Source organism: Streptomyces flavofungini, assembly GCF_014650815.1.
GTDB classification, from domain to species: domain Bacteria; phylum Actinomycetota; class Actinomycetes; order Streptomycetales; family Streptomycetaceae; genus Streptomyces; species Streptomyces flavofungini.
This window is the reverse complement of sequence record NZ_BMVR01000007.1, coordinates 298,695-324,771: the sequence shown is the minus strand read 5'-3', so window position 1 is coordinate 324,771 and position 26,077 is coordinate 298,695. Positions and strand designations below refer to the sequence as shown.

At 73.5% G+C, this 26,077-nt stretch carries 25 protein-coding genes; 16 read left to right on the top strand and 9 right to left on the bottom strand.

The genetic code is table 11. The features are described 5' to 3' along the window. Positions 1-134 precede the first annotated feature (134 nt). Positions 135-608, top strand: a complete 474-nt coding sequence (locus IE274_RS20615; protein ID WP_190117299.1) for a carboxymuconolactone decarboxylase family protein — start codon at positions 135-137, stop codon at positions 606-608. A 33-nt stretch (positions 609-641) separates the two neighbouring features. Here the strand turns inward: IE274_RS20615 and IE274_RS20610 are convergent, their stop codons facing one another. Further along, the gene (locus tag IE274_RS20610; RefSeq protein WP_190117298.1) at positions 642-1,013 is read right to left on the bottom strand and encodes a DinB family protein; all 372 of its coding nucleotides are present in this window, start codon (positions 1,011-1,013) and stop codon (positions 642-644) included. Here IE274_RS20610 and IE274_RS20605 point away from each other — a divergent pair. After that, a complete protein-coding gene (locus IE274_RS20605; protein ID WP_190117297.1) occupies positions 1,012-2,244 on the top strand; it encodes an epoxide hydrolase family protein in 1,233 nt (410 codons plus the stop codon). The two genes, IE274_RS20610 and IE274_RS20605, sit on opposite strands and share 2 nt — an antisense overlap. Before the next feature lie 48 nt (positions 2,245-2,292). On the opposite strand, the gene IE274_RS20600 is transcribed toward IE274_RS20605, so the two are convergent. The 5 genes from IE274_RS20600 to sigJ form a co-directional block, all read right to left on the bottom strand. Then, a complete protein-coding gene (locus IE274_RS20600) occupies positions 2,293-2,604 on the bottom strand; it encodes a hypothetical protein (RefSeq protein ID WP_190117296.1) in 312 nt (103 codons plus the stop codon). Continuing rightward, a complete protein-coding gene (locus IE274_RS20595) occupies positions 2,601-2,786 on the bottom strand; it encodes a hypothetical protein (RefSeq protein WP_190117295.1) in 186 nt (61 codons plus the stop codon). Before IE274_RS20595 ends, IE274_RS20600 begins: the two co-directional genes overlap by 4 nt. A gap of 132 nt (positions 2,787-2,918) precedes the next feature. After that, positions 2,919-3,467, bottom strand: coding sequence for a YciI family protein (locus IE274_RS20590; protein WP_190117294.1), 549 nt, complete (start codon positions 3,465-3,467; stop codon positions 2,919-2,921). Between the two features lie 82 nt (positions 3,468-3,549). Beyond that, entirely contained in the window at positions 3,550-4,455 is a 906-nt protein-coding gene (locus IE274_RS20585) for an endonuclease/exonuclease/phosphatase family protein (protein WP_190117293.1), read from the bottom strand. A 123-nt stretch (positions 4,456-4,578) separates the two neighbouring features. Further along, the gene (gene sigJ, locus IE274_RS20580; protein WP_190117475.1) at positions 4,579-5,520 is read right to left on the bottom strand and encodes an RNA polymerase sigma factor SigJ; all 942 of its coding nucleotides are present in this window, start codon (positions 5,518-5,520) and stop codon (positions 4,579-4,581) included. A 248-nt stretch (positions 5,521-5,768) separates the two neighbouring features. Between sigJ and IE274_RS20575 the strand changes: the two genes are divergently transcribed. The 3 genes from IE274_RS20575 to IE274_RS20565 all read left to right on the top strand — a co-directional run bounded on the left by IE274_RS20575 (position 5,769) and on the right by IE274_RS20565 (position 9,515). Continuing rightward, complete coding sequence (locus tag IE274_RS20575; protein WP_190117292.1) at positions 5,769-6,314, top strand: YceI family protein; 546 nt, start codon at positions 5,769-5,771, stop codon at positions 6,312-6,314. Between the two features lie 128 nt (positions 6,315-6,442). Continuing rightward, positions 6,443-8,425, top strand: a complete 1,983-nt coding sequence (locus IE274_RS20570) for a hypothetical protein (protein WP_190117291.1) — start codon at positions 6,443-6,445, stop codon at positions 8,423-8,425. 238 nt (positions 8,426-8,663) lie between these two features. Then, on the top strand, positions 8,664-9,515 hold the full coding sequence (locus IE274_RS20565; protein WP_190117290.1) for an acyl carrier protein: 852 nt from the start codon (positions 8,664-8,666) through the stop codon (positions 9,513-9,515). Here the strand turns inward: IE274_RS20565 and IE274_RS20560 are convergent. Next, the gene (locus tag IE274_RS20560) at positions 9,505-11,805 is read right to left on the bottom strand and encodes an MMPL family transporter (RefSeq protein ID WP_190117289.1); all 2,301 of its coding nucleotides are present in this window, start codon (positions 11,803-11,805) and stop codon (positions 9,505-9,507) included. The genes IE274_RS20565 and IE274_RS20560 overlap by 11 nt on opposite strands. Positions 11,806-12,078: 273 nt before the next feature. Here IE274_RS20560 and IE274_RS20555 point away from each other — a divergent pair, with 273 nt between their 5' ends. From IE274_RS20555 to IE274_RS20545, 3 genes are all read left to right on the top strand, one after another. Then, on the top strand, positions 12,079-13,275 hold the full coding sequence (locus IE274_RS20555; RefSeq protein ID WP_190117288.1) for a sensor histidine kinase: 1,197 nt from the start codon (positions 12,079-12,081) through the stop codon (positions 13,273-13,275). Next, positions 13,272-14,009, top strand: coding sequence for a response regulator transcription factor (locus IE274_RS20550; RefSeq protein WP_190117287.1), 738 nt, complete (start codon positions 13,272-13,274; stop codon positions 14,007-14,009). Before IE274_RS20555 ends, IE274_RS20550 begins: the two co-directional genes overlap by 4 nt. Before the next feature lie 193 nt (positions 14,010-14,202). Then, on the top strand, positions 14,203-15,066 hold the full coding sequence (locus tag IE274_RS20545) for a GAF and ANTAR domain-containing protein (RefSeq protein WP_190117286.1): 864 nt from the start codon (positions 14,203-14,205) through the stop codon (positions 15,064-15,066). Between the two features lie 15 nt (positions 15,067-15,081). Here IE274_RS20545 and IE274_RS20540 read toward each other — a convergent pair whose 3' ends face one another. Next, positions 15,082-15,924 (bottom strand): DUF1206 domain-containing protein, encoded by an 843-nt coding sequence (locus IE274_RS20540; protein ID WP_190117474.1) that lies wholly within the window; start codon positions 15,922-15,924, stop codon positions 15,082-15,084. 163 nt (positions 15,925-16,087) lie between these two features. Here IE274_RS20540 and IE274_RS20535 point away from each other — a divergent pair, with 163 nt between their 5' ends. Both IE274_RS20535 and IE274_RS20530 read left to right on the top strand, forming a co-directional pair. Further along, complete coding sequence (locus IE274_RS20535) at positions 16,088-16,519, top strand: ATP-binding protein (protein WP_190117285.1); 432 nt, start codon at positions 16,088-16,090, stop codon at positions 16,517-16,519. A gap of 236 nt (positions 16,520-16,755) precedes the next feature. Beyond that, positions 16,756-17,871, top strand: coding sequence for a S1 family peptidase (locus tag IE274_RS20530; RefSeq protein ID WP_190117473.1), 1,116 nt, complete (start codon positions 16,756-16,758; stop codon positions 17,869-17,871). A gap of 152 nt (positions 17,872-18,023) precedes the next feature. Here IE274_RS20530 and IE274_RS20525 read toward each other — a convergent pair whose 3' ends face one another. Next, positions 18,024-19,346 (bottom strand): phytase, encoded by a 1,323-nt coding sequence (locus IE274_RS20525; protein ID WP_190117284.1) that lies wholly within the window; start codon positions 19,344-19,346, stop codon positions 18,024-18,026. A 224-nt stretch (positions 19,347-19,570) separates the two neighbouring features. Here IE274_RS20525 and IE274_RS20520 point away from each other — a divergent pair, with 224 nt between their 5' ends. The 6 genes from IE274_RS20520 (at position 19,571) to IE274_RS20495 (ending at position 26,057) form a co-directional block, all read left to right on the top strand. Further along, a complete protein-coding gene (locus tag IE274_RS20520; RefSeq protein WP_190117283.1) occupies positions 19,571-20,455 on the top strand; it encodes a helix-turn-helix transcriptional regulator in 885 nt (294 codons plus the stop codon). A 285-nt stretch (positions 20,456-20,740) separates the two neighbouring features. Further along, complete coding sequence (locus IE274_RS20515) at positions 20,741-21,466, top strand: TauD/TfdA family dioxygenase (protein WP_190117282.1); 726 nt, start codon at positions 20,741-20,743, stop codon at positions 21,464-21,466. Next, positions 21,463-22,797, top strand: a complete 1,335-nt coding sequence (locus tag IE274_RS20510) for a KamA family radical SAM protein (protein ID WP_198897835.1) — start codon at positions 21,463-21,465, stop codon at positions 22,795-22,797. The genes IE274_RS20515 and IE274_RS20510 overlap by 4 nt, the downstream gene beginning before the upstream one ends. Further along, positions 22,791-23,846 carry an EamA family transporter gene (locus tag IE274_RS20505; RefSeq protein WP_190117281.1) on the top strand — a complete coding sequence of 352 codons (1,056 nt, stop codon included), beginning with the start codon at positions 22,791-22,793 and terminating at the stop codon, positions 23,844-23,846. Before IE274_RS20510 ends, IE274_RS20505 begins: the two co-directional genes overlap by 7 nt. 3 nt (positions 23,847-23,849) lie before the next feature. After that, positions 23,850-24,854 (top strand): diiron oxygenase, encoded by a 1,005-nt coding sequence (locus IE274_RS20500; protein ID WP_190117280.1) that lies wholly within the window; start codon positions 23,850-23,852, stop codon positions 24,852-24,854. A 12-nt stretch (positions 24,855-24,866) separates the two neighbouring features. After that, positions 24,867-26,057: an Ldh family oxidoreductase gene (locus IE274_RS20495; RefSeq protein WP_190117279.1), complete on the top strand. Its 1,191-nt coding sequence runs from the start codon at positions 24,867-24,869 to the stop codon at positions 26,055-26,057. Positions 26,058-26,077 lie beyond the last annotated feature (20 nt).

The window sequence follows — 26,077 nt, the reverse complement described above, 5'->3', positions numbered from 1 at the left end:
CCCCCGCCGGAATCCCGGCGCCCGCGGCCGCTGCCCGCGCCGCGGGAGAGGCAGGTCACATCGGTCCATGTCACAACTCGCCGAGCTGTTCCGTCAGATGGGTGTAGCCAACAGCAACGGCATGGGAGCCCATCATGGACGCTCGTCTGAACCTCTTCGCCAGCCCGCTCGCGGGCAAGATCGTGAAGCACATCACCTCGGCGGGCAAGGTGCTCGCGGACTCGCCGCTGCCGGCCACGACGCAGGAGCTGGTGAAGATCCGCGTCAGCCAGATCAACGGCTGCGGCTTCTGCGTCGACATGCACTGCAAGGAGGCCACGCACGCCGGGGAGACCTCGCTGCGGCTCAACCTGATCGCGGTGTGGCGCGAGGCGAAGGTCTTCACCGACGCGGAGCGCGCGGCCCTGGAGCTGGCGGAGCAGGGCACCCGGATCGCGGACGCCGCCGGTGGTGTCCCGGACGAGGTGTGGGCGAACGCCGCGAAGCACTACGACGAGGAGCAGCTCTTCGCGCTGGTGTCGCTCATCGCCCTCATGAACACGTTCAACCGTCTGAACGTCATGATTCAGCAGCCCGCCGGGGACTACGAGGTCGGCCAGTTCGGATAGTCCGTACGCCACTGCTCGGCCCGGTCGGCCCGGTCAGGGCTGACGGCCGACGAAGCAGAGGAACTCCGTCCGCGCGTCGACGCCCGGGGGTACGCACACCTTCGGGCCGAACGCCCAGGGCCGGCGCAGTTCCGCGTCGATGGGCCGGAGGTGGGCGTGGACGTGCGCGGCGGCCTCGGCGTCGAGGTCGCCGCCGGTGGCGCGGGCCAGGTCCCAGGTGTGGATCGGGACGTCCTCCGGCAGCGACTCGACGCTGTCGCCGAACGGCATCGGCCCGGCGAAGGTGGGCATCTGGGCGCGCGGGCACTCGGGGTCGTCGATCACGGCCGTGAGGCCGACAGCGATCTCCTTCCAGGCCACGTGCGGATCGGCGCCCTGATCGGCACACGTACCATCCGCAGACATGACAACCCCGCCGGACCCCGGGAGCACCACCATCCACACCAGCCACGCCATCCACCCGTTTCGCATCGACATCCCCCAGGACGCCCTGGACGATCTCCACGAGCGCCTCGACCGGACCCGCTGGCCCGACGAGCTGCCCGGGGTGGGGTGGGACTACGGGATCCCGCGCGACTATCTCAAGGAACTCACGCACTACTGGCGGCACGACTACGACTGGCGGGCGGCGGAGTCACGGCTGAACCGGTGGCCGCAGTTCACCACCGAAATCGACGGTGCCACGGTTCACTTCGCCCACGTCCGCTCCCCCGAGCCCGACGCGACGCCGCTTCTCATGTGTCACGGCTGGCCGGGGTCCATCGCCGAGTTCATCGAGGTCGCGGGCCCGCTCACCGACCCGCGCGGCCACGGCGGCGACCCGGCCGACGCCTTCCACCTGGTCCTGCCGAGCATCCCCGGGTTCGGCTTCTCGGGCCCCACCCGGGACACGGGGTGGGAGTTCCAGCGGGTGGCCGCCGCGTTCGCCGGACTGATGGCGCGCCTCGGCTACGACCGGTACGGGGTCCAGGGCGGCGACTGGGGCGCGGGCATCAACCGTGAGCTGGGCCGCATCCGCTCGGACCACGTCATCGGCGTCCACCTGAACCTGCTGCCGAACTCGACCCCGACACAGGAACCGGACGCGGCCGAACTCGACGCCCTCAGCCCGGACGAGCGCGAGCGCACACTGCTGTCGTGGGAACGGTTCCAGGCGTGGAGCCGGGACCGGCAGGGCTACGCGGACATCCAGTCGACCCGTCCGCAGACCCTTGCGTACGGCCTGACGGACTCGCCGGTCGGCCAACTGGCCTGGATCGTGGAGAAGTTCAAGGAGTGGACGGACTCCCTGGACCGCCCGGAGGACGCCGTCGACCGCGACCAGATGCTCACCAACGTGATGCTGTACTGGCTGACCGGCACGGCCGGTTCGGCGGCCCGCATCTACTACGAGCGGGCGCACGCCGACTACCAGGGCACCCCGCCACGGCCCTCACCGACTCCGACCGCGCTGGCCGTCTTCCCGTACGACAACTTCGTACCGCTGCGCCACATCGCGGACCGGACCAACAACATCGTCCAGTGGACGGTCCATGACCGGGGCGGGCACTTCCCGGCGATGGAGCAGCCGCGGTTGCTGGTCGACGACGTGCGGCGGTTCTTCCGGACGCTGCGCGGGCGGGCGGGCATCGCCTAGGACGACGGCGCGTGAGGCCGGGGTCCACGCCGACCCGTCGGTCAGGGGCTAGAGATCCAGTACCGCGCGGAGCGCGTTGTCGACGAGGGACTGCTGCTCGGGGCCGATGTTCCCGAGCAGCGTGCCCGTCTCGAACCGGGACGCGGAGAGCTGCAGCACGTTGACCGCGACCACCGAGGCGTCGACCGGCGCGCCCAGGCGCACGCTCATCGCGGTGTCGGGGTGCACGGCCGGGGCGTGCAGCACCAGGGCGACCACGGCGCCGTACGCCTCGGCGAGCCCGTCGAGGCTGACGACGAGCACCGTGCGGCTGCCCTTGCCGGTGTCGATGTCCCAGACGTCGCCCTTGCCGATCGTCACAGGGAGTCGCCCTCGCCGTCGAGGGCGAGGGGCGCGATGCGGGCGAGCTTGCGGCCGGCGTCGAGCGTCATCTGCCGGCGCACGGCTCGCAGGATGTAGTCGTTCAGCGACGGCGCATCGGCCGCGGCGTCGCGCAGCGGCTGATCCATCGCGTCGGGGATCCGCAGGGTGATGGCAGTCATGACGTCAAATGTAGTGGCACGGGTGCCGTCAGGACAGGGGCCCGGGTGCGGCGAGCGCACACCCGGGACCCCTATTCGCACGTACGTTCCCTTCGGGTGGTGGTCGGCCCCGCCCGGGCCGTCCGCGTCCGCCTAGCGGCGCCCGCCGCACTCCCAGTCGTGAACCTCGATGGCGGCGTACCGGTCCCCCGTCAGGACGGTGCGTGCCGTGTCCGGATCCGGGGCCTCGACCAGCACCGCCGTGCCCAGCCAGGCGGTGCCGTCGTCGGACAGGAGCGGCCCGTACGCGATCAGGTCGTCCCGGTCGGTCGGCACCTCGGTATCGGCGGGCTGCCCGGCGCCGAGGCCGAGGACGAAGTAACGGTTGCCGCCGGTCAGGCCGCCGGGGAAGTCCCACATGGTGCGTCCCAGCAGGTTGCGCCAGCGGCGCAGCAGGACGTCCCGGTACGCGCCCGCCTGGTAATTGGGCTCGTCGAAGGCGAACGCGCGGGCGGTGGCGGCGTCCGGGGCATCGACGACGTGCACGCTGCCGGTCGGCGTCTCGCCGTCGGCGGCGAAGGTCGGGCCGCGCGCGATCAGCTCCTTCGCGTACTGGTCCATGTAGGACCAGTGCGCCTCCTGCAACTCCTCGCGCAGGGGGAGCGAGTCAGTCCGATCGCGGTGGTAACAGAGGAATTCCATGGTCAAAGACTCTCCCAGTGTGCGGCGGCAGCTCAACTGCCTTTGGTGTCGGGGCTTGCGGCGTCGCGGGCCTGCTCTGGCTTCACTTGCTCTTGGCGGACCCGACAGACCCGACGGACCTGACGGACCCGGGCGCCTCGGCCGCCCCGGCCGCCTCGTCGATGGCCACGTCGACATCGACGACCACGCCGTAGTGGTCGCTCGGCCAGACGCCGTCGGTGGGCCGGTCGAAGGCGAGGCGGGCCGTGCGGATCTCGCAGCGTGCTCTCGGGTGGGCGTGCCAGGAGCCGGTGAAGACGTAGTCGAGGCGGCGGCGGTGGCCGGGCTGGCGGACGATCTGGTCGAGCAGGGTGGCGGTGTGCGCGTTGTCGGCGGTCCAGGTGTGGCCGGATCCGGCACCGGCGACCTCCCACGCGTCGTGGTAGTGGACGCTGCGCCCGGAGAGCGACTGGCGGCCGGTGAGGTAGCGGATGCTGGCCGCGTCGGGGGCGGCGTTGAAGTCCCCGGCGATGACCGTCGGCAGGTCGGTGCGGTGCCGGGCGTCGAGGTCGCCGAGCGCCACGGCCTGCTGTTCGCGTACGGCCTCCGCGTCGAGGCGCCAGGACGCGGTGGCAGCGATGAACAGCAGCTCGCCCAGGCCCGGCAGCGGGACCTTGACCGCCAGGGTGCACCAGGGGACGTCCCCGGTGCCCGCGAGACGCAGGTCGAGGACCTCCACGACCCGGTGGGCCCACCGCGTGGCCACCGCGCTGCCGCCGTAGCGGTCGGCGAACGGCGGGGCGTAGGTGAGCGCGTCGGCCTGGTGAGTGCCGTACAGGCCGGTGCCGTCCAGAAGCTGGTCGAGCTGCCGCCGCGGACCGTCCTCGACGACTTCCTGCAGCGCGACCAGGTCGGGGGCCAGGCGCCGCAACTCCCGGTTGAGCAGGCCGAGGCGGCGGCGGTCTCCCGTGTCGTTCTGGACGTTGATCGTGACGATCCGCAGACGCATGTGCTTGCTCCGACTCCTGGTGCGGTGGGGGTACGACAAGTGGTGGATGTACGGCAGGTGGTGGGGGTACGGCAGCTGGCGGGGCGGGACGACAGGTGGTGCGGGGGTGACGGGTGAGGTGCGTCAACACGTCGTCCAGGGCCGGAGCTTGTCCGGGTTCCGTACGGCCCAGATGCGCTTGACGCGGTCCCCCGCGACCTCGAACGCGAACACCCCGATGGTGGCGCCGCCCTGCTGCGCCACCAGGCCGGGCCGACCGTTGACCGTGCGTTCCAGGAACGTCAGGTCCGGCACCCTGCCGACGATGTCGACCAGGCCGCGGGCGATCTGCTCGCCGCCCGCCACCGGGTGGAGCGAGGCGGCGACGCGGCCGCCGCCGTCACCGGTCGCCATGGCATCGGGGTCGAGGAGGCCGATGAGGGCGGGCAGGTCCTTGGCCTCCCACGCCTGCTTGAAGTCCCTGACGACGCCCGCCTGTTGCGCCGCCGGAGTCGCGGGGACCGCCGTCGCGCGGATGCGGCGCCGGGCCGACGAGGCCAGTTGGCGGCAGGCCGCCGGGGTCCGGCCGACGATCTCGGCCACTTCGGCGAAGGGATAGCGGAAGACGTCGTGCAGGACGAACGCGACGCGCTCGGCCGGGGTCATCGACTCCAGGACGACGAGGAAGGCCATGGTGATCGACTCGTCGAGGGTGACCCGGTCCGCCGGGTCGGCGCTGGCGGTCGCCGCGCCCGACCGGCCGTCGATCCACTCCGCGCGGCCGGGCAGCGGCTCGGGGATCCACTCGCCCACGTAGCTCTCCCGCCGCACCCGCGCCGAGCGGAGCAGGTCGAGGCAGATGCGGCTCGCGACCTTCGTCAGCCAGCCGCCGGGCGACGCGATGGCCTGCTGCTGCGGCCGGGACATGGCGTACCAGCGGGCGTACGTCTCCTGCACGACGTCCTCGGCGTCGGCGAGGGAGCCCAGGAGCCGGTAGGCGACCCCGATCAGCTGACGCCGCTCGCTCATGATCGCGTCGAGGACCGGATCGAGCGGGGCGTGTCCGGACTGGGCGGGGGTGGTCATGGTGCCGTCGGCTCCCTCGGTCGCGTGCGCTGTCACCAGTACGACGGGACAGACCCCCGAAATGTGAGATCGACGCCTCGGCGGTGGGTCGGGGAGCACGGCTCGGCGGCGGTCCCGTCGCTGGCCGCACGGACAGGAGAGCCAGGTCACGTCCGCGGCGCGCTGACATCTCGCCGGGCTGCGCCGTCGGTGAGGTGTCACAGCAACTCTCGGACCTGCCACTACTCGGCCCCTAGGAGCAACCCACCATGACCACCACGACCGCGCTCAGCGAACTGGCCGGTGACTATGTCCTCGACACCGCCCGCAGCCGGACCGGGTTCGTCGCCCGGCACACCCTGGGCGGCAGAGTGCGCGGCCACTTCGCGTCGTTCGAAGGCAGCGCGCACCTGAACGGCGACGACCCGTCGCGATCGAGCGCCGAGCTGGCGATCCGGGCCGCGAGCATCCAGACCCACAACCCGCAGCGCGACGAGCACCTGCGCACCAGGTTCCTGGACGCGGACAGCCACCCGGACATCCTCTTCCTGTCGACCCGGGTGACGCAGGTCGACGGCAGCCGCTTCAAGGTCACCGGTGACCTCACCGTCCGCGGTGTGACCAAGCCGGTCACGGTCGACTTCGAGCTGACCGGCGCCGAGCACGACGCGGCGGACGGCTTCCGGGTCGACTTCAAGGGCAGGGTCACGATCAACCGCAAGGACTGGGGGGTGAAGGGGAATGCCTCGACCGCGTTGCTGGTCGCGGCGAAGGTGACGCTGGAGTTCGACGTCGCCGCGATCCGCCGCTCCTGACCCGGCCGTCCCGTGCGCGGCGCCGCCCCGCCGACGCACCGCCCGGCGAACTGTGACCATCCCAAGATTCACTCGTTTGACGGAGGGCAGCGGCCGATGTCATCAGCCTTTGGGAGGCGGCCCTCTCCATGCCCACGTCCGACCCTCGCACCTCGGGTCCCGCGCAGCGGATCTCTCTCGGCCAGGCTGAGGCGGCCCTCGTCGACCGCTACACCAACCTGGTGCGCCTCGCCTATCTGATCCTTCCGGTCGCGCTCTCCCGGCACCGTCGCGTGCTCGTCGCGCACGCGCTGGTGCAGCGTGCGCTGCCGGGGCCGCGGGGGTTCCGTTCGCGGGACACGGCCGCGCGGGTGCCCGCGCAGCGCGCCGGTCGCGGGTCGTCCGGTGCGGCGTGGCTGCTGCTGCGGGTGGTGCGGGCGGCGTTGACGTACGAGCGCCGCCCTCGCGGCTGGCCGAAGCGGCTGCCGCCGCCGCGGGCGCTGGTGCTCGTGCTGCCCGTGGTGTGGGGGTTGCGGCTGTTCCCGCGGGCGGGCGGCGTCGACGAGGTGACTCTGGGGCAGGCCTGCGCGCAGGCCTCCCCCGCCGCCCGTGCCGCCTTCGTCCTGCGGCGGCTCGACGGTCTCGCGGACGCGGAGGTCGTGGAACTGCTCGACGCCGCGGGGGCCGAGCGGCCGCAGGACGCGCTGCGGGCCTCGTACCGCCTGGAGGACATGGCAGGTCCGGCGGCCGAAGCGCTGCTGCGGTCCCGGGAGTTCGACGCCTGCTCGGTGCAGACGCGGCCCACCGACCTGCTGCGGCGCAGGCGCCGGGCCAGGCTCGCCTGGGCCGCGACGGCGCTCGTGCTCCTCAGCGGCCTGGTCCTGACCGGCCTGGAGGCGAAGGGCGACCACGGGCCGGGCTCGGCGGGCGGGTCCGCGGCGGCCGCCGCGGACCGGCTGCTCCGCGCCCCCGCCGAGGAGTGGGCCGACACCGCCCGCGTCGACTTCACCGCCTGGCCGCCCCGAGGCGCCCGGACGGCCGACCGCACCCTCCTCACCCGCGCCGTCTCCGTCTGGACCGACCCCGGCCGGGGCGTCCGCGTCACCTCGGCCCCGGCCACGTCCACCGAACCGCCGGGCCGGGCGCCGCGGTTGCTGTACGCCGGCGCGGTCGACGGGCGTACCGTCGTGCTGTTCCACGACGCCGAGCGCGTCATCCGCTACAGCGAGGGGACCGCCGGCGACGAGCCCGCGCTCGACTTCGCCCGCGCCGACAACGCCGACGTGACCACGGCCGCCACGATCGCCGTCAGCCGCGCCGACGGCCGCACCCGGTACCTCACCGCACCGTGGATCGCCGAGACCCACACCCGTGACCTCCTGCGACCCGACGCCGCGAGCACACCGCTGCGCGTCTCCGCCGACGGGATCACCGCCCCCGTACGTGATCCCGCCATCGGCCGTTCCTGCGACGCCTGGCCCGCGCTGCAACTGCGCTCCTCCGCCCGCATCGTGGAGAAGCACGCGTTCCTGGTCACCGACCTGGGCGGGCTCCTTCCCGTCCACCTCACGTACACGCCGCTGCCCGGCTCTGGTGTCCCCGCCCGCCAGCCGCGCGAGGCCATGAGCCCGCAGGCCCTGGCCGGTTGGGCCCGCACCGCCTGCCAACTGCCCGAGCTGCGCCGGGGCACGCGGTCGGTCAACGTCTGGGACTTCGCCGAGCAGGACCTGCCGGAGAACGACGGGCGGGCCCTGTGGTCCTGCGCCCGCGCCGCCACCTGGCGCGGCCCCGGCGACGTGCTCCTCCAGTTCAAGGCACCGGCGGCCGAGGCCGCGGCGTCGGCCCCCGTGGTCGCCCGGGCCCGGTCCACCGCCGCCTGCGGCAGGTTCGGCCAGCACGTCGTGGCGAGCACCACGTGGCGGGCGGACTCGGGCAAGCGGTATCTGCTCGCCGCGGGCAGCCGCGAGGTCACCGGCATCGACGTCAGGGGCGACGTGGACGCCTCCGAGCGGGGCCGCACCCTGGCGGAACCGGCGCCGCGCGACGCGCACGCGCAGGTACGCGCACGGCTCAGCAGCGGCGAGACCCTGGACCCGCCCGGGGCCTCGGCCGCGCCGGGACGGTCCGGATAGTCAGCAGCGCCCCACTGGCCGCCAACTGCCGTGCCCCGCCCGGCGATTCGGGCTCCCCCGCCGGTAAGTGAACGAGCAGCCAACCACCCGCCAAACACCCCGCATACGGCGGATGCACGGTCAACTCGCCCTACAACCACCCACAGCACTCCGCGTGTCGAATCCTGCGCCGGCACCACCGGCGCGTCTCCGCCGGGCACCACCGGCGCCACCGACACCCGACACCAACGGAGTTCACGTGCACCTGCGTACCCGTCCCCCGGTCGCCCGGCTGACCGCGACCGCCGCGCTCGCCCTCGCCACCCTCACCCTCGGCCTGGCGCCCGCCCACGCCGCGGACGCCACCGCCACCGCCACCGACGACCCGCCGGAGCCCGCCTACACGGTGAGCCTCACCAGCAGCAAGAGCACGACCGACTACGGCCACCGGGACGTCGACCTCACCGGCACCGTGTCCCGCGCCGACGGCACCCCCGTGGCCGACGCGCCGGTCGCGCTGCTCAAGTCCGTCCTGTACGACACCTGGAACCCGTGGGGCGACCCCATCGATCCGACCGAGCGGGAGACCCTGAACCTGGGCACGGTCCGCACGGACGCCAAGGGGCAGTTCACGCTCCCCGACATCACGGCGGACCGCTGGGAGGACAAGAACAGCGTCTTCCTGTTCCCCCGCCACCGCGTGGAGTTCCAGGCCTCCTACGACCCGGGCGACCCGGACGACAACGAGATCTACTTCGGCGACACCACCGTCGCCGCCCAGCCGGTCGCCAGCACCATCAGCTACAAGGTCAACCGCACCAAGGTCCGCAAGGGCGACACCCTGATCGTCACCGGCAAGGTCACCTGGCCCGCGGGACACGGGCCCGTCGCCGGTACCCGTGTCCTGCTGCGGACGTACTACGAATCCGCGTACAACGCGCAGACCACCACCGACGCGAGCGGCAAGTTCACCGTCCGCACCAAGATCCGTGACTACGACAACGAGTTCGTGATCTTCTCGGCGCCCAAGGACTACTACATCGCCGGGGCCGGCAAGGACCTGCCCGTCAAGAACGTCACCAGGAGCGTCACCGGGCAGGTCACTCCCTGACCTGCCAGTCACCGGGCGGGGGCGGCACGTGCCCCGCCCGGACCGGGTCACCCCAGGCCGGATCACCCCAGGCAGGATCGGCCTGGCTCGGGCCGGGGCCCGCGCCCGTGGTGTTCCGTGCGGCGCTGTGGCGCCCGGACCTGCCGGGGCGGATCGGCCACCAGATGCCCCGGCCGAGCAGCGCGGCCAGCGCGGGCACCAGGACGACGGACAGCACGAACGCGGAGAGCATGATGCCGAGGGCCGTGCCGAAGCCGATCTGCCGGGTGCCCGGGGACGAGCTGACGGCGAGGCTCCCGAACGAGCCCGCGAGGACCAGGCCCGCCGTGGCGATCGCCGGTGCGGTGTGCCGGACGGCGCGGGCCACGGCCGGGCGGGCCGGGCCGGGGTGTTCCATCTCCTCGCGGATGCGGTCGCTGATCAGGATGTTGTAGTCGGTGCCGAGCGCCACGACGAACAGGAACAGGACCAGCGGCAGGGTGAAGTCGACGCCGGGCTTGTCCAGCAGATGCTGGAACACCAGGGTGGACGCGCCGAGGGTGGCCGCGAAGCCCAGGCCGACGGAGATCATGAGGATCACCGGCGCGAGCAGGCTGCGCAGCAGCAGGAACAGGATCAGGGCGATCAGGACGGCGGCGACCGGGAAGACGACCCTCAGGTCCTTGTCCACGGCGTCGGACACATCGGCGAAGATCGCCGGTGTGCCCCCGACATGGGCCTCGGCGCCGTCGGGCTTGTGCTCCGCGACCGTGCTGCGGACCGGTCCGGTGACCAGGTCGCGGGCCTGCTGGGACTGCGGGTCGGCGGACAGGTACACATCGATGCGGGCGGCGTCGTGGTCCTTGTCGAAGGTGGTGGCGCCGACCTTGCCCACGCCCTTGACGCGGGTGAGCGCGCGGGCGAGGCCGTCGGTGTCGGCGCGGGTGAGTTCCGCGCCGTCCTCGGCCGTGACGTACACGGTGGTCGGGTCGGACACTCCGGCGGGCAGCGCGCGGGAAATCTCGGCCGAGGTCCTCGCGGCCCGGGTGTCGTCGGGGCCGCCGGACTGGCCGTAGTTCATCTTGATGCCGGTCATGCCCGCGGCCAGGGCGCCCAGGAGGGCGACCGAGGCGAGGACGAGAGTGAGGGGCCGCCGCGCGACCAGGGCGCCGAACCGCCCGGCGGAGCCCTCCTCGGGGGTGCGGCGCAGGGACCGGGAGGGCCAGAACATCTTGCGTCCGGTCACCGCGAGCAGCGCGGGCATCAGGGTGAGGCTGGCGAGGAGCATCACGAGGACGGACACGGCGATGGCCGGGCCGAGCACGCGGAACTGCCCGAAGGAGGCCACGCCGAGGGTGGCGAAGGCGGCGACGATGGTCAGGGCCGCCGAGGTGATCGCGGTGCCGACCCGGCCCGTGGCCTCGGCGGCCGCGTCGCGCCGGTGCTGTTCGGGCCGGGCCCGCAGCTGTTCGCGGAAGCGGAACAGCAGGAACAGGAAGTAGTCGATGCCGATGCCGAGCAGCACGACGTTGATGAGCTGCGGGGTGGAGGCGTCGACTTTGACGCCGGTGAGCAGCGCGCAGCCGACCACGACGCCCGCCGCCGCGCCGCCGATCACGGCGACGGCGATCAGCGGCACGATCGCCGCCAGGACGCTGCGGAACACGAGCACGTTGAGCAGCACGATCAGCCCGAAGGTGAGGATGCCCGTGATCTTGCTGGCGTTCTCCTCGGCGTCGGTGGTGTCGACGGTGTCGGCGATCCCGCCGGTGAAGCCGGTGCGCATGTCGATGCGGCCGAACGCGGCCTCGGCGTCGTCCCTGAGTACGCGGAACACGTCCTGGAGGCCGGGGTCCGAGGAGTTACCGGTCAGCTTGACGGAGACCAGCTCGAAGGTGCGGTCGGGCGCCACCATGCCGGGGCTCAGACGCGGGGTCTGCGAGTGGTCCTCGCGCAGGAACTCCACGGGCCCGGCGTCCTCGTCCTCGGGCATGGTGACGCGCCGCTCGCCCAGGTCCTCGGCCCGCTCGCCGATGCGCCGCTGGTCGGCCGCCGTGAGGGGCTTGCCGTCCGACCGGGCGACGAGCAGGGTCACGGTGTTCGCGTCGGGCTTCTCGCCGAACTCCTCCTCGGCGATCTTCAGGGCCGCCGCCGAGTCGTACGTACGCGGCAGGAAGTCCCCGGTCTGGGTCTGGGTCACGCGGTAGATGAGGGTCTGGCCCACGAGGGCCAGGAGGACGCCGACCACCGACCAGACGGCGATCACCTTCCATGCGTTCCTGGTGGAGAACCCGGTCAGGGCGCGGATCACGTCGTTCCTCCGGCATCGGCCTGTCACCGGGGGTTCCCGGCCGTTCTCAAGACCATCACCGGGGAACGCGGCGATCGTCCGAGCCAGGGACGAGAACGGCACCGGGACCGCGGTCCGTGGTCCGCCCCCGACCAGGACCCTGGTCCTGGTCCACAGCTCCCCACCGGGGCCCGGCCGCACGCTGACACCCAGTGCCACAATGATCCCTGTACGACCGTCACAGCGCACCCGGCACCGGCCCGGCAGCGGAGCCGGAGCTAGGAGACAACGACGATGCTGACGGACCGACACCGCGTCGAGCGGGCGCTGGGGGCGGTCATGCTGCCGTGGTCACGCGCCGACGGCCTGGTCGTCGCCGGTGTGACGGCCCTGGACCTGTTCGGCTACTCCCTCAGCGGTCAGGTCGAGGGCAATCCGCTCACCGTGCCCGGCCTCGCCGCGGTCGCGGTGTCGGGACTGCCCCTGCTGTTCCGGCGGCGCCACCCGGTGCCCGCGTTCGGGGCCGCGCTGGCTCTCGCGGTGGTGATGACTCTGGTCATCGCCGGTCCGCGCGGTCTCTCCGCCGCGCTCGTCGTCGCCCTGTTCACGGTCGTGCGCAGCGGCAGTGTCCGGGTCACGGTGGCGGCGGGCGCGGCGAGTCTGACCCTGCCGTTCGCCGACCGGATCAACGGGCCATGGCCCGCGCGGATGGACATCGTGGGCACGGCGCTCGCCACCGTCCTCGTCGTCGGCGCCGCCGCCGCGGTCAACCGCTGGCAGCGGGACGTGGAGGCCAACCGGCGGCTCCTCGCCGACCGGGCGGTGGCCGAAGAGCGCCGCCGCATCGCACGGGAGCTGCACGACATCGTGTCCCACCACATCACCACCATGCAGCTGATGGCGGGCGGCGCCCGGGCCAACCTCGCGCACGACCCCGAGGTCGCCCGGGGCGCCCTGGTCACCCTGGAGGACTCCGGCCGCATGGCCCTTCGCGAGATGCGCCAGCTCCTCGACGTACTGCGGGCGGACGACGAGCCCGACGACGCGCCCCCGTCGCCCCAGCCCGGCGCCGACGACCTCGACCGCATCGTCGACGAGTCCCGCCTCGCGGGGCTGCCCACCGACTTCCGCATCCACGGCGAGGAGCGCCCGCTGCCGCCGACCGTGGGCCTCACCGTCTTCCGCATCGTCCAGGAGGCCCTCACCAACGCCCGCAAGCACGCGGGCGAGGCGCGGGCCGAGGTGCGGCTGACGTACGGCGTCGACCGGGTCGACGTGGAGGTGCGCGACGACGGCGGGGGCGCGCTGGTACCGGCGGGGCACAAGGCGCCGTCGCGTTCGGGACGCGCCGGTTACGGCCTGGTCGGCATGCGGGAACGGGTCGCGTTGCACGGCGGTTCCCTGACGACGGGGCCGCTGGCCGAGGGGGGCTTCGCGGTGACGGCGAGCCTGCCGCTGGCTCCGGGCGGGACGGAGGGCCTGCCCCGATGAGTGAGCCGTCCCACCCCATCCGTGTGCTCATCGCCGACGACCAGCCCCTGGTACGGCGCGGACTCGCCCTGATCCTCACCCCCGACCCGGCGTTCGAGGTGGTCGGCGAGGCGGAGAACGGCGAGCAGGCGGTCGCGTTCGCGCACCGGCTCCGGCCCGACGTCGTCGTCATGGACATCCGCATGCCGGTCCTCGACGGGGTCAGGGCGACCGAGGAGCTGGCGCGGGTGCTGCCCCGCTGCCGGGTCCTCGCGCTGAGCACGTTCGACATGGACGAGTACGTCGTGGGTGCGCTGCGCGCGGGCGCGTACGGGTTCCTGCCGAAGGACAGCTCGCCGGAGGAGCTGATCGCGGCGGTACGCACCGTGCACACCGGTGAGGCCGCCGTGGCCCCGCGCCTGCTCACGCGGCTCATCTCCACGTACGTCCGGTCCCCGCACCGCCCCCGGACCCCCGCGCCCTCGGTGGTTCCGGGCGAACTGACGCCCCGCGAGGTCGAGGTGTGGCGGCTGATCGCGACGGGGCTCGACAACGGGCAGATCTCGGCGGCGCTGGACATCAGCGTCTCGACGGTCAAGAACTACATCACCAGCATCTTCGGCAAGCTCGGCGTCCGTGACCGTGCGCAGGCGGTGATCGCGGCCTATGAGTCCGGCCTGGTCGAGGCGGCGGTCCGGACGGCGGGCGAGGAACCGGCCGCCGGGGCGGGGCCGCACGACGGCTCGACGCCTTGACGCCTTGACGCAGAGTCCTGCGAGCCGCCGCCGCAGGCCGCTACCGTGGTGCGGGTGCTGGGGAAGTAGGCACATCAACAGGTGACTTGACGGCTGAACCGGGGAAAGGGTTCGGCCGCAAGCGTTCACGGACACACGCGTATCCGTGGACCGCCGAAATGTGCCGCGCCCAGGCTGCGAGGGAGACCGAACCGTGCGTCAGGACCCCCTGGACCCGACCCCGACCGACTCCGGCCACACGGCCGGCGCACCACCCGCGACGTACGTGATTCCGGCACCCCGGCAGCACGATGTCGCCCTGCGCAACCGCCAGTTGGCGCACGCCTGCGTCGCACGCGCCCAGGACGTACTGATCGGCCGCTACCGCCTCGGGGCGACGCGGATGGCGTTCGATCTGCTGCGCCGGACGTCCCAGCAGATGAACATCAAGCTGCACACGCTGGCCGACGCGGTCATCCGGGTGCCGGGCCCCGACGCGGACGCCGAGCTGTGGTTCCCCGGCCGGGCCCGCTACCGCCCGCCGCCGCTGCCGAGCCTGGCGCAGGAGGTGGGCGACCGCACCGGGCACGGGGCGGTCCTGAAGTCCACGCTGCGGCGGGTGCTGCACGTCACGCAGGCCGGGATGGGCAACGTGCAGGTGGCGGAGCACAGGATGCTGCGCATGGAGAGACACACCGGGCTGAGCCGGGAGTTCACCGACTTCTTCGCCTTCGTGCAGGACTCGACCACGGCCTGTGCGCAGGCCGCCCAGGAAGGTCGGCAGGTCACGGTGAAGGACGTGGCCGTCGCGGAGATCTTCGACGAGGACTCCCGCCGCGCCATCCTGCGTGCGGGCAGCCGCGCCTGCCACAGCGTTCCCCTGACGGCGCCGGGCGGTGCCGTGCTCGGCATGATCTCCTCGCACCACGCACGCCCTCTGTCCGGCTTCACCCGCAGCCAGCTCGACGAGTTGGACGCCGTCGGGGAGCAGGTCGGCCGGTGGCTGGCCTGGCACCGGAACACCCGGGTCCTGGACGCCCTGGAACACCTCCACGCGGCCGCGACCACCGCACGCTGACCCGGCCGGACCCGCTCACACCCGCCGCCAGCGCGCGCACGCCCAGGAGAAGAGGCCGAACGCCACCAGCGCCAGCGCCACCGCGACGAGCAGCCACGGCCCGGCCGGGGTGTCGCGGAACGAGCGCAGGACGTCGTCCATGCCCTTGGCCTCCCCCGGCTCGTGCCGCGCGGCGGCCACGACGACGAAGGCCCCGGCCGCGGCGAAGACGGCGCCTCGGCCGGTGCCGCCCACCACTCCGAGGGTGTCCACGGTCCGCCGTACCGGGGTGGACATCTCGTTCAGGCGCAGGTGCTTGTGGTACGTGCGCCGCACCGCCCGGACGGCGATCCACACCCCGGCCGCGGCCACGCCCGCGCCCACGGCGCCGACGATCCACTGCCCCGAGGGCCAGCCGAGGGCGGTCGCCGTCACGTCGTCGCTCTGGCGGTCGGAGGAGCCGCTGCCACTGCCCTTGTCCCCGGTGACGTAGGCCAGGACCGAGTAGCCGACCACCCCGTAGAAGACGGCCCTGCCCGCCGACGCGAGGCGCTTCCCTGCCCGTCGGCCGTCCGGTCCCGCCTGCCCGAACAGCGCCTCCGAGAGCCGCCACAGCGCCATTCCCGCGAGGGCGAGCGCGAGGAGCCACAGCAGGGCGTTCCCGAAGGGCTTGTCGGCGATCTCCGTCAGGGCGCCGCCCCGGTCGGCCTGCTGCCCGCCGTCGGCGGCGAAGGCTACGCGCAGGGCGAGGACGCCCACGAGCGCGTAGAGGGCGCCGCGCGCCACGAATCCCGCGCGGGCCGCCACCCCGACGGCACGCCCCTTCGCCACCCGGCGCGCCTGCCGCGTCCCGTCGCGCACGACTCCGTCGAATCCCATGGCCCGCGAGTGCCCCGGTACCGCGTACCGATGCGTGCGACTCGCGGCGGGCGGGACGGCGAGGGGCAGGTTCGCCTTCTGTGCCCTGTACATGGGGGCCGTTGAAGCGCCCCCGGGCGGGGTAACCGGAGGGCAGGCTGTGCCAACCGTGTGAGGGTGCGTCATGTCGGATGCTTCGCTGCGGGCCGTCGGCTGGGCCCAGTCCTTCCCCGTCTCCCGAGGCGTCAGAGCCGGGCGCGAGTGGGCCCGCGCCCACATGGAGGCCCTGGGGTGGGCGCGCACGGACCCGGACGCGGTGGACTCCGTCGTCCTCGCGGTGTCCGAGCTGGTGACCAACGCCCACCATCACGCCCGTACCAGCGCCCAGGTGGTGCTGACCTGGGACGGGCGGGGGCTGCACCTGACCGTCCACGACTCCGGGCCCGGTTCCCCGGCGCCGCGCCCGGCGGACGAATCCAGCGTCAGCGGTCGCGGCCTGGCCATCGTGGACGCCCTCGCGGACACCTGGAGCGTTCATCCCACGGCGGACGGCAAGACCATCACCGCCTGTTTCAAGGGCCCCGGCGACAGCCCCTGCGCACGCCGCGACGCCTGACGGCACTCCCCCGGCGCCGCGACTCCCCGCCCCCGCGAGGAACCGGGCCGTGGCGAAGGTATGGACTTGCCCGCGCGGTCTCCCTACGCTCTGCCGCATCACACAATGAGAGCGCTCTCAGCAACTCTGGTCCACCACATCCCCGTTGGCACGACGAGAGGTCCCCCACGGTGAGACGCACGATTCCCACGCAACGTATCCGCGGAACACGCCTCGGCCTGTCCGCCCTGCTCCTGATGGCCACCTGCGCCAGTACCGGACTCGCCTCCGCCGCTGCCGCCGACCGCGACGGAGCCGCCGAACGCCGGGCCCGACCGCCCGCCTCCGCCGCCCTCCTGGACGCCATGGAGCGCGACCTCGGCCTCACCCCCGCCGCCGCCCGCGACCGGCTCGCCGACGAACGGCGGGCCGTCACCACCGAGCGGGCGGCGCGCAAGGCGGCCGGTGCCGCGTTCGCCGGAGCCTGGTTCGACGAGAAGCGCGGCGGCCTCACCGTCGCCGTGACCCGGCGCGGCGCCCGCGCGGACGTCCGCGCGACCGGCGCCGACGTCCGGCTCGTCGAGCACAGCGCCGCGGCGCTCGACACGGCGAAAGCACGTGTCGACAAGCTCGACGCGCCCGCGGACGTGGCCAGTTGGCGCGTCGACCACAAGGCGAACCGCGTCGTCGTCGAGGTCGTCGCCGGGCACCGCGGCGACAACGATGTCAGCAGCTTCTTGCGGCAGGCCCGCGCCACCGCGCCCGTGCGGGTCGAAACGGTTGCCGAGGGGCCGCAGACGTTCGCCGCCGGGACGGTGGGCGGCGACCCGTACTACACCGGCAACGTCCGCTGCTCCATCGGCTTCTCGGTGCACGGCGGCTTCGTGACAGCCGGGCACTGCGGGCGCGCGGGCGCGGGCGTGCGCGGCTGGGACGGGTCCGACATCGGTACGTTCCAGGGCTCCTCGTTCCCCGACAACGACTACGCGTGGGTGTCCGTCGGCAACGGCTGGTGGACCGTGCCGGTCGTGCTGGGCTGGGGCACCATCCCGGACCAGCTCGTGCGCGGCTCGGCCGAGGCGCCGGTCGGGTCGTCGATCTGCCGCTCCGGGTCCACCACGAAATGGCACTGCGGCCGGCTGCTCGCCAAGAACGAGACCGTCAACTACTCGGACGGCACGGTCGTCCACCAGCTCACCAAGACCAGTGTCTGCGCCGAGGGCGGCGACTCGGGCGGCTCGTTCCTCAGCGGCGACCAGGCGCAGGGCGTGACCTCCGGCGGCTGGGGCAACTGCGGCAGCGGCGGCGAGACGTGGTTCCAGCCGGTGAACGAGATACTCGGGCGCTACGGGCTCAGGCTGCACACCGCCTGACCGCCACCGGCCGGAGCACGATCCGTCCGCCGGACCACACCCGTCTGATCACGCCCGCCGCACCGTACCCACCTGATCAGACCCGACGCACGTGAACTCCGGGGTGCCGACAGCCTGCCCACGTCCCACGGCTGTCGGCACCCCGACCGCGCTCAGTCCTCCAGCGCGTCCATGACGTCGTCGAGGGGGACGAACTTGAAGCCCGTGGCCTCGCGCCCGGAGTCCTGCGGGGTCTCGTCGCCGTCCTGGACGACGAGGAGGCCGTGCGGATACCCGGCGCCGAGCGGGGCGTTCAGCGCGGCGGCCCCGTCGCACTCCTCGGAGCCGTCGAGGGCCGTGGAGGCGGCGGTGACGCGGAAGCCGCCCTCGTACTCGTTGTGCTCGCCGCGTTCGCGGTCGTACGCGGCGAAGGTGTCGTCGCCCTGGCTGGAGGCGAGGACGTAGCCGTCGCCGTCGCGCTCGGTGAGCAGGGTGAGGCCTTCCACGTCGGCGGCGAGCCGCTTGCCGCCGTAGCCGGGGTCGGCGCCCGGCACGCACTCGTCGGTGGCCTCGTCGTAGGTGCCGGGCACGCCGTACTCGCGCACCTTGTCGACCAGGGTGGGTGTGCCGGTGAGGTCGGCACGCAGCCGCCAGATGCCTACGTCCTCCTGGCCCGCGTAGAGGGTGCCGTCGGCGGGGTCCACCACCATGCCCTCGACCTGGGGCAGTTGGCCGGGTTCGGCGCACGGCGTCCAGGAGGTGCCGTTCGGCAGCCGGAAGGACGAGGGCAGGTCGAGGGTGCGTATCGTGCGGTAGCCGACCGTCCCGGAGCGGCCGGGCAGCAGTTCCAGGAGGGCGACGCGGGTCCGCTCGCGCCGGCTGACGACCGCGTACGCGCGGCCGGTGGCCCGGTCGGTCCAGGTGGCCAGGCCGTAGGCGGTGCGCTGGTCGTTGATCTCGCCCTGGTCGGCCGCGAAGACGGGTGCGGCGGCCGGGTCGGTGACGTCGGTGAGCGGGCCGCCGGGGCGGTCGCGGTCGATGCGGTAGAACCGCAGCCGGTCGTTGCCGCGGTCGCTGGTGACCGCGAGGTCGGCGCGGCCGGTGGACAGCTGCACCCCGTGGACCAGATCGACGTTGTTGAAGCGGCCGGGGGCGTCGCCGGGGGCCGGACCGGCGGGCGCGGGCAGGTGCTGCACCTGCCGCGCGTCGAGGTCGTACACCCGCAGGCCGCCCTCCTTGGCCGTGGCGACGACCAGGCTGCGGCCGGGGTCCGCGGTGTTGCGCCAGATCGCCGGGTCGTCGGCGTCGGAGTTGCCGCCCGCCTCGTCGTCGTACAGCGGCGCCGTCTCGGCCCGGGGCGTGAGCGCGGGCAGGGCGCCGGGCGCCTGCGCCTGCGCGGGGGCCGTCGCGGCGAGCGCGGCCAGGGCGGTCGCGACGGCGAGGGCACTCGGTCTGCGGATACGGGCCTTGGGCACGGAAGGACTCCTTCGGTTCATGACGGACGCGCGCGCCGCACCCGGCGTCCGGCGCCGACGGCATGCGCACGCAGGCTCTTACGTGCTCATGCAGGGTGACGGGCGGGAGTACGCCCGCGGAAGAGCGCGCGTCATGCGCCCGAACGGCATGCGCATGACGGGGACACTGGCGCAAAACCCCCGCCTCCCCTGCCACCTGCCCCGGCCGACAATGGCGGCAACGGACCACGGGACGGGGGAATCCGGTGAGGTACACGTGCTGCCCTGACGGAACGTGGGAGCGGGCCGCCGCCCGCCCGGCACCCGCCCTCAGGCCCGGCGTCGTCGGCTACCGCGGCTTCCGGTTCGACCTGACCCGCTCCCGGCGACGGCTCGAACTGCCCGACTTCATGACGACGTTGGTGATCCTGTTCGGGCAGCGCCTCAGCGTGTGGGAGGCCGCGGGCGCGGGGCACGCCGCCAAGTCGACGTACTCCTCGGTGTACGCCGGGATGCAGTCGCGGGCCCGGCTCGGCGAGCACGACGGGCGGCTCAGCGGCGTGGAGGTGGTGATCGCCCCCTGGGCGGCGTACACGCTCTTCCGTACGCCGATGAACGCGCTGGCCAACCAACTGGTGGAACCCGCCGACCTGCTGGGCCCCCGGTTCCGGGGGCTGGACGAGCGCCTGGACCTCTGCCCCGACTGGGCCACCCGCTTCACGCTCCTGGACACGACCCTCACGAGCTGGCTGCAGGACGGGCCGCACGGCTCGACGGAGGTGCTGTGGGCGTGGCAGCGGCTCAACCGCACCGCGGGCCGGATCCCCGTGCACGTCCTGGCCCGCGAATGCGGCTGGAGCGAGCGGCACTTGGAGCGGCGCTTCGAGCAGCAGCTCGGGCTGTTGCCGAAGACCGCAGCGCGGGTGCTGCGGCTGCGCCGCGCCGTCGGCCTGCTGTCCCAGGGGCACAACGGCGCGGCGGCGGCCTCCCTCGCGGGCTACTCCGACCAGGGCCATCTGAGCCGGGAGTTCAAGGGCATGACGGGCTGGACCCTGTCCCGCTTCGCCCGCACCCGCGCCCTCGGCCACAGCGGCCCGGCGGAGGTGGACCGCGGCGCGCGCAGGCCGACGAGCCTGGTCCTGCCGGACTGACACGACGCGCTCCCGCGCCACCGGCCGACCACGCGTCCGGGCACCGGCCCGCACCGGCCCGCTCCCCGGACACCGCCCGCCGGATACCGGAATGAGCCATCCCCCGGCGAGGTCGGTTTTCTTCAATACACCCCCCGGGCCCCTTTGCGAGGCTGCGTCGCACCACCGGCGCGGCCGGCGTCCCGCGGACGTCGGCATGCCGCCGGGCTGGACCGACTGACCACCGGCACCCAGCGCCCACATATCCGAGCCCGATCAACAGCAGAGGAACAACGGGGGAAGCACATGTCCATGCCACGCGCCGAGAGCGTGCGCGCCGTGCTGGAGTCCGACGGCCACGCCGTCGTGGACCGACTCGCCGGACAGCGGCACGCCATCGAACTCATGCAGGACATCGGCCGGTTCGTACCGCAGTACACCGGCACCGTGGAACACGAGGTGGTGCACCGTCCCGGCAACGACGGCCGCGCCTACTCCCAGAGCCGCAACACGATCCGCGCCCACACCGAGGCCCCGGGCTGGGACCCGAGCCCGCGCCATCTCGCCCTGTACTGCCACCGGCAGGCCCGCTGCGGCGGCGGCCACACCGACCTGCTCGACGGGCGGCTCCTGAAGAAGCTGCTCAGCCCGGCCGAGCACGCGCTCCTGACCGACACCCGGATCGACTTCCCCGGCCCGGGCGGCGCCGCCCCCGCGGGCGGACCCGTCACCGTGCCGATGCTGTACGAGGAGGACGACGGCCGCCCAGTGCTCAGGTTCAGCTACAACCTGCTCACCGCCGCCGACTACGACGCCGCCCTCGACGCGTCCCCGGAGCCGGACCTCCTGCCGCTCGGGCGGGCGGGCGCGGACCTGGCCCGCCACGTGGGCGAGCTGTTCGACGAGTACCGCACACGCGTCCTGATCCCCGACGGGTCCCTGCTCATCTGGGACAACCAGCGGATGCTGCATGCCCGTTCCGCGTACGCGGACGCGGACCGCCATCTGACCCGGTACTGGATCGCCACATGAGCGGCCCCGGGACCCGCACGGTGTCGGGCCGCAGGCTGGCCGCGCTGGTGCGCGACAGGTGCCCGGACGCCGGACTCGCGCACGACGTCGACGTGGTCGGCCAGGTCCTTCCGTTCAAGGTCAGCGGCCACGTCATCGACCATCTGGTGGACTGGAAGAGCGCCCCCGACGATCCGCTGTACCGGCTGCTCTTCCCGCACCGCGACATGATCGACCCGGCGCACTTCCGGGCCGTCGAGCGCGCCCTGGGAGACCCGGCGGCGCTGCGGGCCGCCGTGGCCGCCGTCCGCCGCGACCTCAACCCGCACCCCGGTGAGCAGCTCACCCGGAACATCCCGCGCCACGACGAGGGCGGCGAGGGCGGCGCAGTCGAGGGAGTGCAGCACAAGTACGCCCAGACGGCACTCGTCTTCCCCCGGCACGGCCAGACCTGCCACGCCTACTGCTCGTACTGCTTCCGCTGGGCGCAGTTCGTGGGCGACCCGGAGCTGCGCATCGCCGACGACGGGCCGCGCCGGGTCACCGACTACCTGCGGCGCCATCCCGAGGTCAGCGACGTCCTGTTCACCGGCGGCGATCCGCTGGTGATGCGCACGGACCTGCTCGAACCGTACGTGGACGCCCTGCTGCGGCCGGGACTCGAGCACATCACGACGGTGCGCATCGGCACCAAGGCGCTCTCCTTCCACCCGGCGCGCCTGGTCACCGATCCGGACGCCGCGCCGCTGCTGCGGATGCTGGAGCGGCTGGCGCGGGCGGGGCGGCACGTCGCCGTCATGGTGCACGTCTCGCACCCGCGCGAGCTGGAGCCGGACCTGACGCGGCTCGCCGTCGCCGCCCTGCGCTCGGCGGGCGCCGAACTGCGTTCGCAGGCGCCCGTCGTCCGGCACGTGAACGACGACGCCGGGGTGTGGGCGGACTCCTGGCGCGCGCAGCTCGCGCTCGGCATCCACCCGTACTACCTGTTCGTCGAGCGGGACACCGGGGCGCGGCGCTACTTCGGGCTGCCGATCCAGCGTGCGTACGAGATCCACCGCGCTGCCACGACGCGACTCTCCGGGCTCGGGCGCACCGCCCGCGGGCCGGTGATGTCGACGACCGAGGGCAAGGTGACCGTGGACGGGCCGACGCGGCTTCCGGGCGGGGAGCGGGCGTTCGCGCTGCGCTTCCTCCAGGCCCGCGACCCCGACCTGGTGGGCCGCCCCTTCCACGCCCGCTGGGACCCGGACGCGCAGTGGTTCTCCGAGCTGGTACCGGCCGCGGAGCACGACCGGCGGTTCTTCCCCGAGGGCACGGCGCCGGTGCCCGTACGACAAGGGGACCCGTGCTGAACGCCGCCCCGCGGCCGGTGGCGGGCCCCGCGACGGGCGTCGCGCTCGCCGCGGTGTCCGCCTGCACCTTCGGCACGGTCGGCCCGGCCACGAAGGTCCTGGACTCGGCGGGCCTGACGGCGATGGAGATCGCCCAGGCGCGCCTGTCCGTCGCGGCGGTGCTCCTGGTGGCGTTCGTCGCCGTCACCCGGCCCCGCGCGCTGGCCGCGGCGGCCCGGGAGTCGTGGGGCGTCATCGCGGTGCTCGGCGTCTTCTCCTTCGCCACGCTGCAGACCCTCTGCGGTGTCGCCGTCGCCCGCATCCCCGTCGGCGTGTTCGTGGTGCTGCAGTTCCTGGCGCCGGTCATCGTCGTCGGCTGGCTGCGGTGCGTGCGGCGGGTGCCGCAGCCCCGGCTCGTGTGGACGGGGACGGTCGTGGTGCTCGTGGGGCTGCTCCTGGTCGGCGAGGTGTGGTCGCGGTTGCGGCTCGATGTGGTGGGGGTGCTGGCGGCGCTGGGTACGGCGGCGGCGCTGTCGGTGCGGTTCCTGGTCGCGGGGCGGGCGCTGGTCCGGCACGACCCGGTGACCGTGACCGCCCTCGGCATCGGGGTCGGCGCGGTCGCCCTGAACGTCGTCTCGCCGGTGACGGGCTTCCCCTACGGCATGCTCGGCGACACCGTCCGCTACGAGTCGGTGTCCGCGCCGGTCTGGGTGGTCGTGGTGTGGGCGGCGGTCGTCGCGACGCTCGTGGCGTACGTCAGCGGCATCGCGGCCCAGCGATTCCTGGTGCCGTCGGCGGCGAGCCTGTTCGCGACGCTGGAGGTGGTGGCGGGGGCGGGGGCCGCGTACCTGTTCCTCGGCCAGACGCTGACGCCGGTGCAGTGCGCGGGCGTCGGCACGGTCCTGGCGGGGGTGGCGCTCGCGCAGCGGTCGATGCGGACCGCCCGCGCGGGCGGGGACGGGCGGCGCGCCGATCCCCTTCCTCCGGCGGAGCCTCCCCCACCGGGCCGGCCGGCGCATCCGGCCCTGCCGGTGGCGACAGAACCCCACGAGAGCCCGAGAGGAACCTGAACGATGGACGAGCGCTTCGTCAGCAATTCCGAGGAAGACGCCTTCGGCTCCGCGGTGTTCGGGGCCGTCGACAACCCGGTCATCCACCGCCTCGCCGCCAACTGGAGGCGGCGGGCCACCGTCAAGCGCGACGACACGGACCTGCTCGACCTGTTCGACCCCGCGCTGCCCGACTACCCCGAGGAGATCGTCCCCTTCGCCGACCACCCCACGTACACGGAACTCCCGCCCGAGCAGCGGGCGTCCATCCTCACCTGGGCGATGATCGCCCTGAACCGGAATACCGAGTACTCCGAGACCCACGTGGTCAACCCGGCCTTCGGGCTGATCCTGCGCGGCGAGTTCCCCGGTCTGTGGGGCGAGGCCCTGGAGGTCTCGCTGATGCAGGCCATGGTGGACGAGCAGTACCACATCCTCATGCACCGCATGGCCAGCGACGTGACCCGGGCCCGGCGCGGCGAGCAGTACCGGGAGAAGGAACTCCCCCTGCCCTACGTCTCCGTGACACACCGTGAGCTGACCGAGCAGGCGGTGGAGCGCTGGCAGCGCAGCCTGCTCACGCTCGCGTTCTCCACCACGACCGAGCTGTCCATCGGCGCGTACCTCGAACTGGTCGCCAAGGCCGAGGGCGTGCAGCCGATGAACGTGACACTGTCGCGGCTGCACCGCCACGACGAGGTGTGCCACGGCTCGATCAGCGGTGAACTCCTGAAGGTCCTCTATCCCCAACTCACCCGGGAACAGCAGCGGTTCCTGCTTGACGCGCTGTGCCGGGCGCTGCGCGCGTACTCGGCGAACGACTACCGCGCCTGGGAGGCGATCATGCGCCTCGTCGGGGTCGAGGGGGGCGCGGACATGCTCCAGGACTGCCGGTCGGCGGGCCGCACGGCGCTGTTGCGGGACTACAGCGGTTTGCACCAGGTGCTCGCCGAACTCGACGTCCTCGACCGGATCGAGTTCGACTGGTCGAGCGTGCAGGTGTCGGGCCAACTGCCGTACGTCCTGTAAGGAGACGCGACCGTGTCACTGCCGGAGCAGGGGAAACGGGACACGCACGGGTCCGCGCCGGACTCGGGGGCTTCGGGCACGTGTGGGGCCGTGTCCGGCGCGCGGGCCCCGGACACCTCGACGTACCTCATCGACGCGGACGCCGCGCGCGGCATCGCGGTGCGTGCCCTGAGCGCGCACGGCGTCGACGACGAGGCCTGCGCGCTCGTCGCCGACGCGCTCGTGGAGACGTCGATGCGGGGGGTCACCACCCACGGGCTGCGGCTGCTGCCCGGCTATCTGGACGACCTCGCGCGGCGGATCGCCAATCCGGCGCCGCGCATCGCCGTGGTCCGGGAGAGCGGCCCTTCGGCGCTGCTCGACGCGGACGCGGCGCTCGGGGTGGTGGCGGGGACGGCGGGCGCGCGGGAGGCCGTGCGGCGCGCCGCACGGTACGGGGTCGGGGCCGTGGTGGTGCGCAACTCCAACCACTTCGCGGCCGCTTCGATCCACAGCCGGGTCATGTCCCGGGCGGGTCTTGTCGGTTGGGCGATGACGTCGGCGTCGGCGCGGGTGGCGCCGTTCCACGGGCGCGATCCGCTGCTCGGCACCAATCCCGTCAGCGTCGCGGCCGGGGCGGGCGACCACGAGTTCGTCCTCGACATGGCGACGAGCCAGGTGTGTCTGGGGACGGTACGGGAACGGGGGCGCCGCGGCCGTCCGCTCGATGCCGGCTGGGCCCTGGACGACCACGGGCACGGCACCCTCGACCCCGCCCTGGCGGCGGCGCTGTCCCCGCTCGGCCCCGGCTACAAGGGGCAGGGCCTCGGCATGGTCGTGGCCCTGCTGACCGCCGGGCTCGCCGACGCCCCGCTCGACTGGGAGCTGGACCACATCGAGCAGGCCGGGCCCGGCGGCGGCCGGGGCGTCGCACACTTCCTGCTCTGCCTGGACCCGGCCTTCTTCGGCGGCCGGGGCGCCTTCGACGGACGGCTGCGGGAACTCGTCGACACGACCCGGGCGGCCCCGCCCGCCGACGGCTCGGCGGTGCTGTGCCCCGGGGACCCGGAGCGACGCAGCGAGCGCGCGGCCGCCCGGTCCGGCATCGCCCTAGACACCGACACGGCACGCGCCCTGGAACGACTCGCCCGCCGCCACGGCCTGCCCGCACCGATCCTGCGCCCCGCCCGAGGAGAACCCCCTCTCCCCCGGCACACCCCATGACGAAGGGCACCCCATGACGA

Coding starts and splice junctions, on each gene's coding strand:
- IE274_RS20615 (WP_190117299.1), top strand. CDS start 135: ATGGACGCTCGTCTGAACCTCTTCGCCAGCCCGCTCGCGGGCAAGATC.
- IE274_RS20605 (WP_190117297.1), top strand. CDS start 1,012: ATGACAACCCCGCCGGACCCCGGGAGCACCACCATCCACACCAGCCAC.
- IE274_RS20610 (WP_190117298.1), bottom strand. CDS start 1,013: ATGTCTGCGGATGGTACGTGTGCCGATCAGGGCGCCGATCCGCACGTG.
- IE274_RS20595 (WP_190117295.1), bottom strand. CDS start 2,786: ATGACTGCCATCACCCTGCGGATCCCCGACGCGATGGATCAGCCGCTG.
- IE274_RS20590 (WP_190117294.1), bottom strand. CDS start 3,467: ATGGAATTCCTCTGTTACCACCGCGATCGGACTGACTCGCTCCCCCTG.
- IE274_RS20585 (WP_190117293.1), bottom strand. CDS start 4,455: ATGCGTCTGCGGATCGTCACGATCAACGTCCAGAACGACACGGGAGAC.
- sigJ (WP_190117475.1), bottom strand. CDS start 5,520: ATGACCACCCCCGCCCAGTCCGGACACGCCCCGCTCGATCCGGTCCTC.
- IE274_RS20575 (WP_190117292.1), top strand. CDS start 5,769: ATGACCACCACGACCGCGCTCAGCGAACTGGCCGGTGACTATGTCCTC.
- IE274_RS20570 (WP_190117291.1), top strand. CDS start 6,443: ATGCCCACGTCCGACCCTCGCACCTCGGGTCCCGCGCAGCGGATCTCT.
- IE274_RS20555 (WP_190117288.1), top strand. CDS start 12,079: ATGCTGACGGACCGACACCGCGTCGAGCGGGCGCTGGGGGCGGTCATG.
- IE274_RS20550 (WP_190117287.1), top strand. CDS start 13,272: ATGAGTGAGCCGTCCCACCCCATCCGTGTGCTCATCGCCGACGACCAG.
- IE274_RS20540 (WP_190117474.1), bottom strand. CDS start 15,924: ATGGGATTCGACGGAGTCGTGCGCGACGGGACGCGGCAGGCGCGCCGG.
- IE274_RS20535 (WP_190117285.1), top strand. CDS start 16,088: ATGTCGGATGCTTCGCTGCGGGCCGTCGGCTGGGCCCAGTCCTTCCCC.
- IE274_RS20530 (WP_190117473.1), top strand. CDS start 16,756: ATGGCCACCTGCGCCAGTACCGGACTCGCCTCCGCCGCTGCCGCCGAC.
- IE274_RS20525 (WP_190117284.1), bottom strand. CDS start 19,346: ATGAACCGAAGGAGTCCTTCCGTGCCCAAGGCCCGTATCCGCAGACCG.
- IE274_RS20515 (WP_190117282.1), top strand. CDS start 20,741: ATGTCCATGCCACGCGCCGAGAGCGTGCGCGCCGTGCTGGAGTCCGAC.
- IE274_RS20510 (WP_198897835.1), top strand. CDS start 21,463: ATGAGCGGCCCCGGGACCCGCACGGTGTCGGGCCGCAGGCTGGCCGCG.
- IE274_RS20500 (WP_190117280.1), top strand. CDS start 23,850: ATGGACGAGCGCTTCGTCAGCAATTCCGAGGAAGACGCCTTCGGCTCC.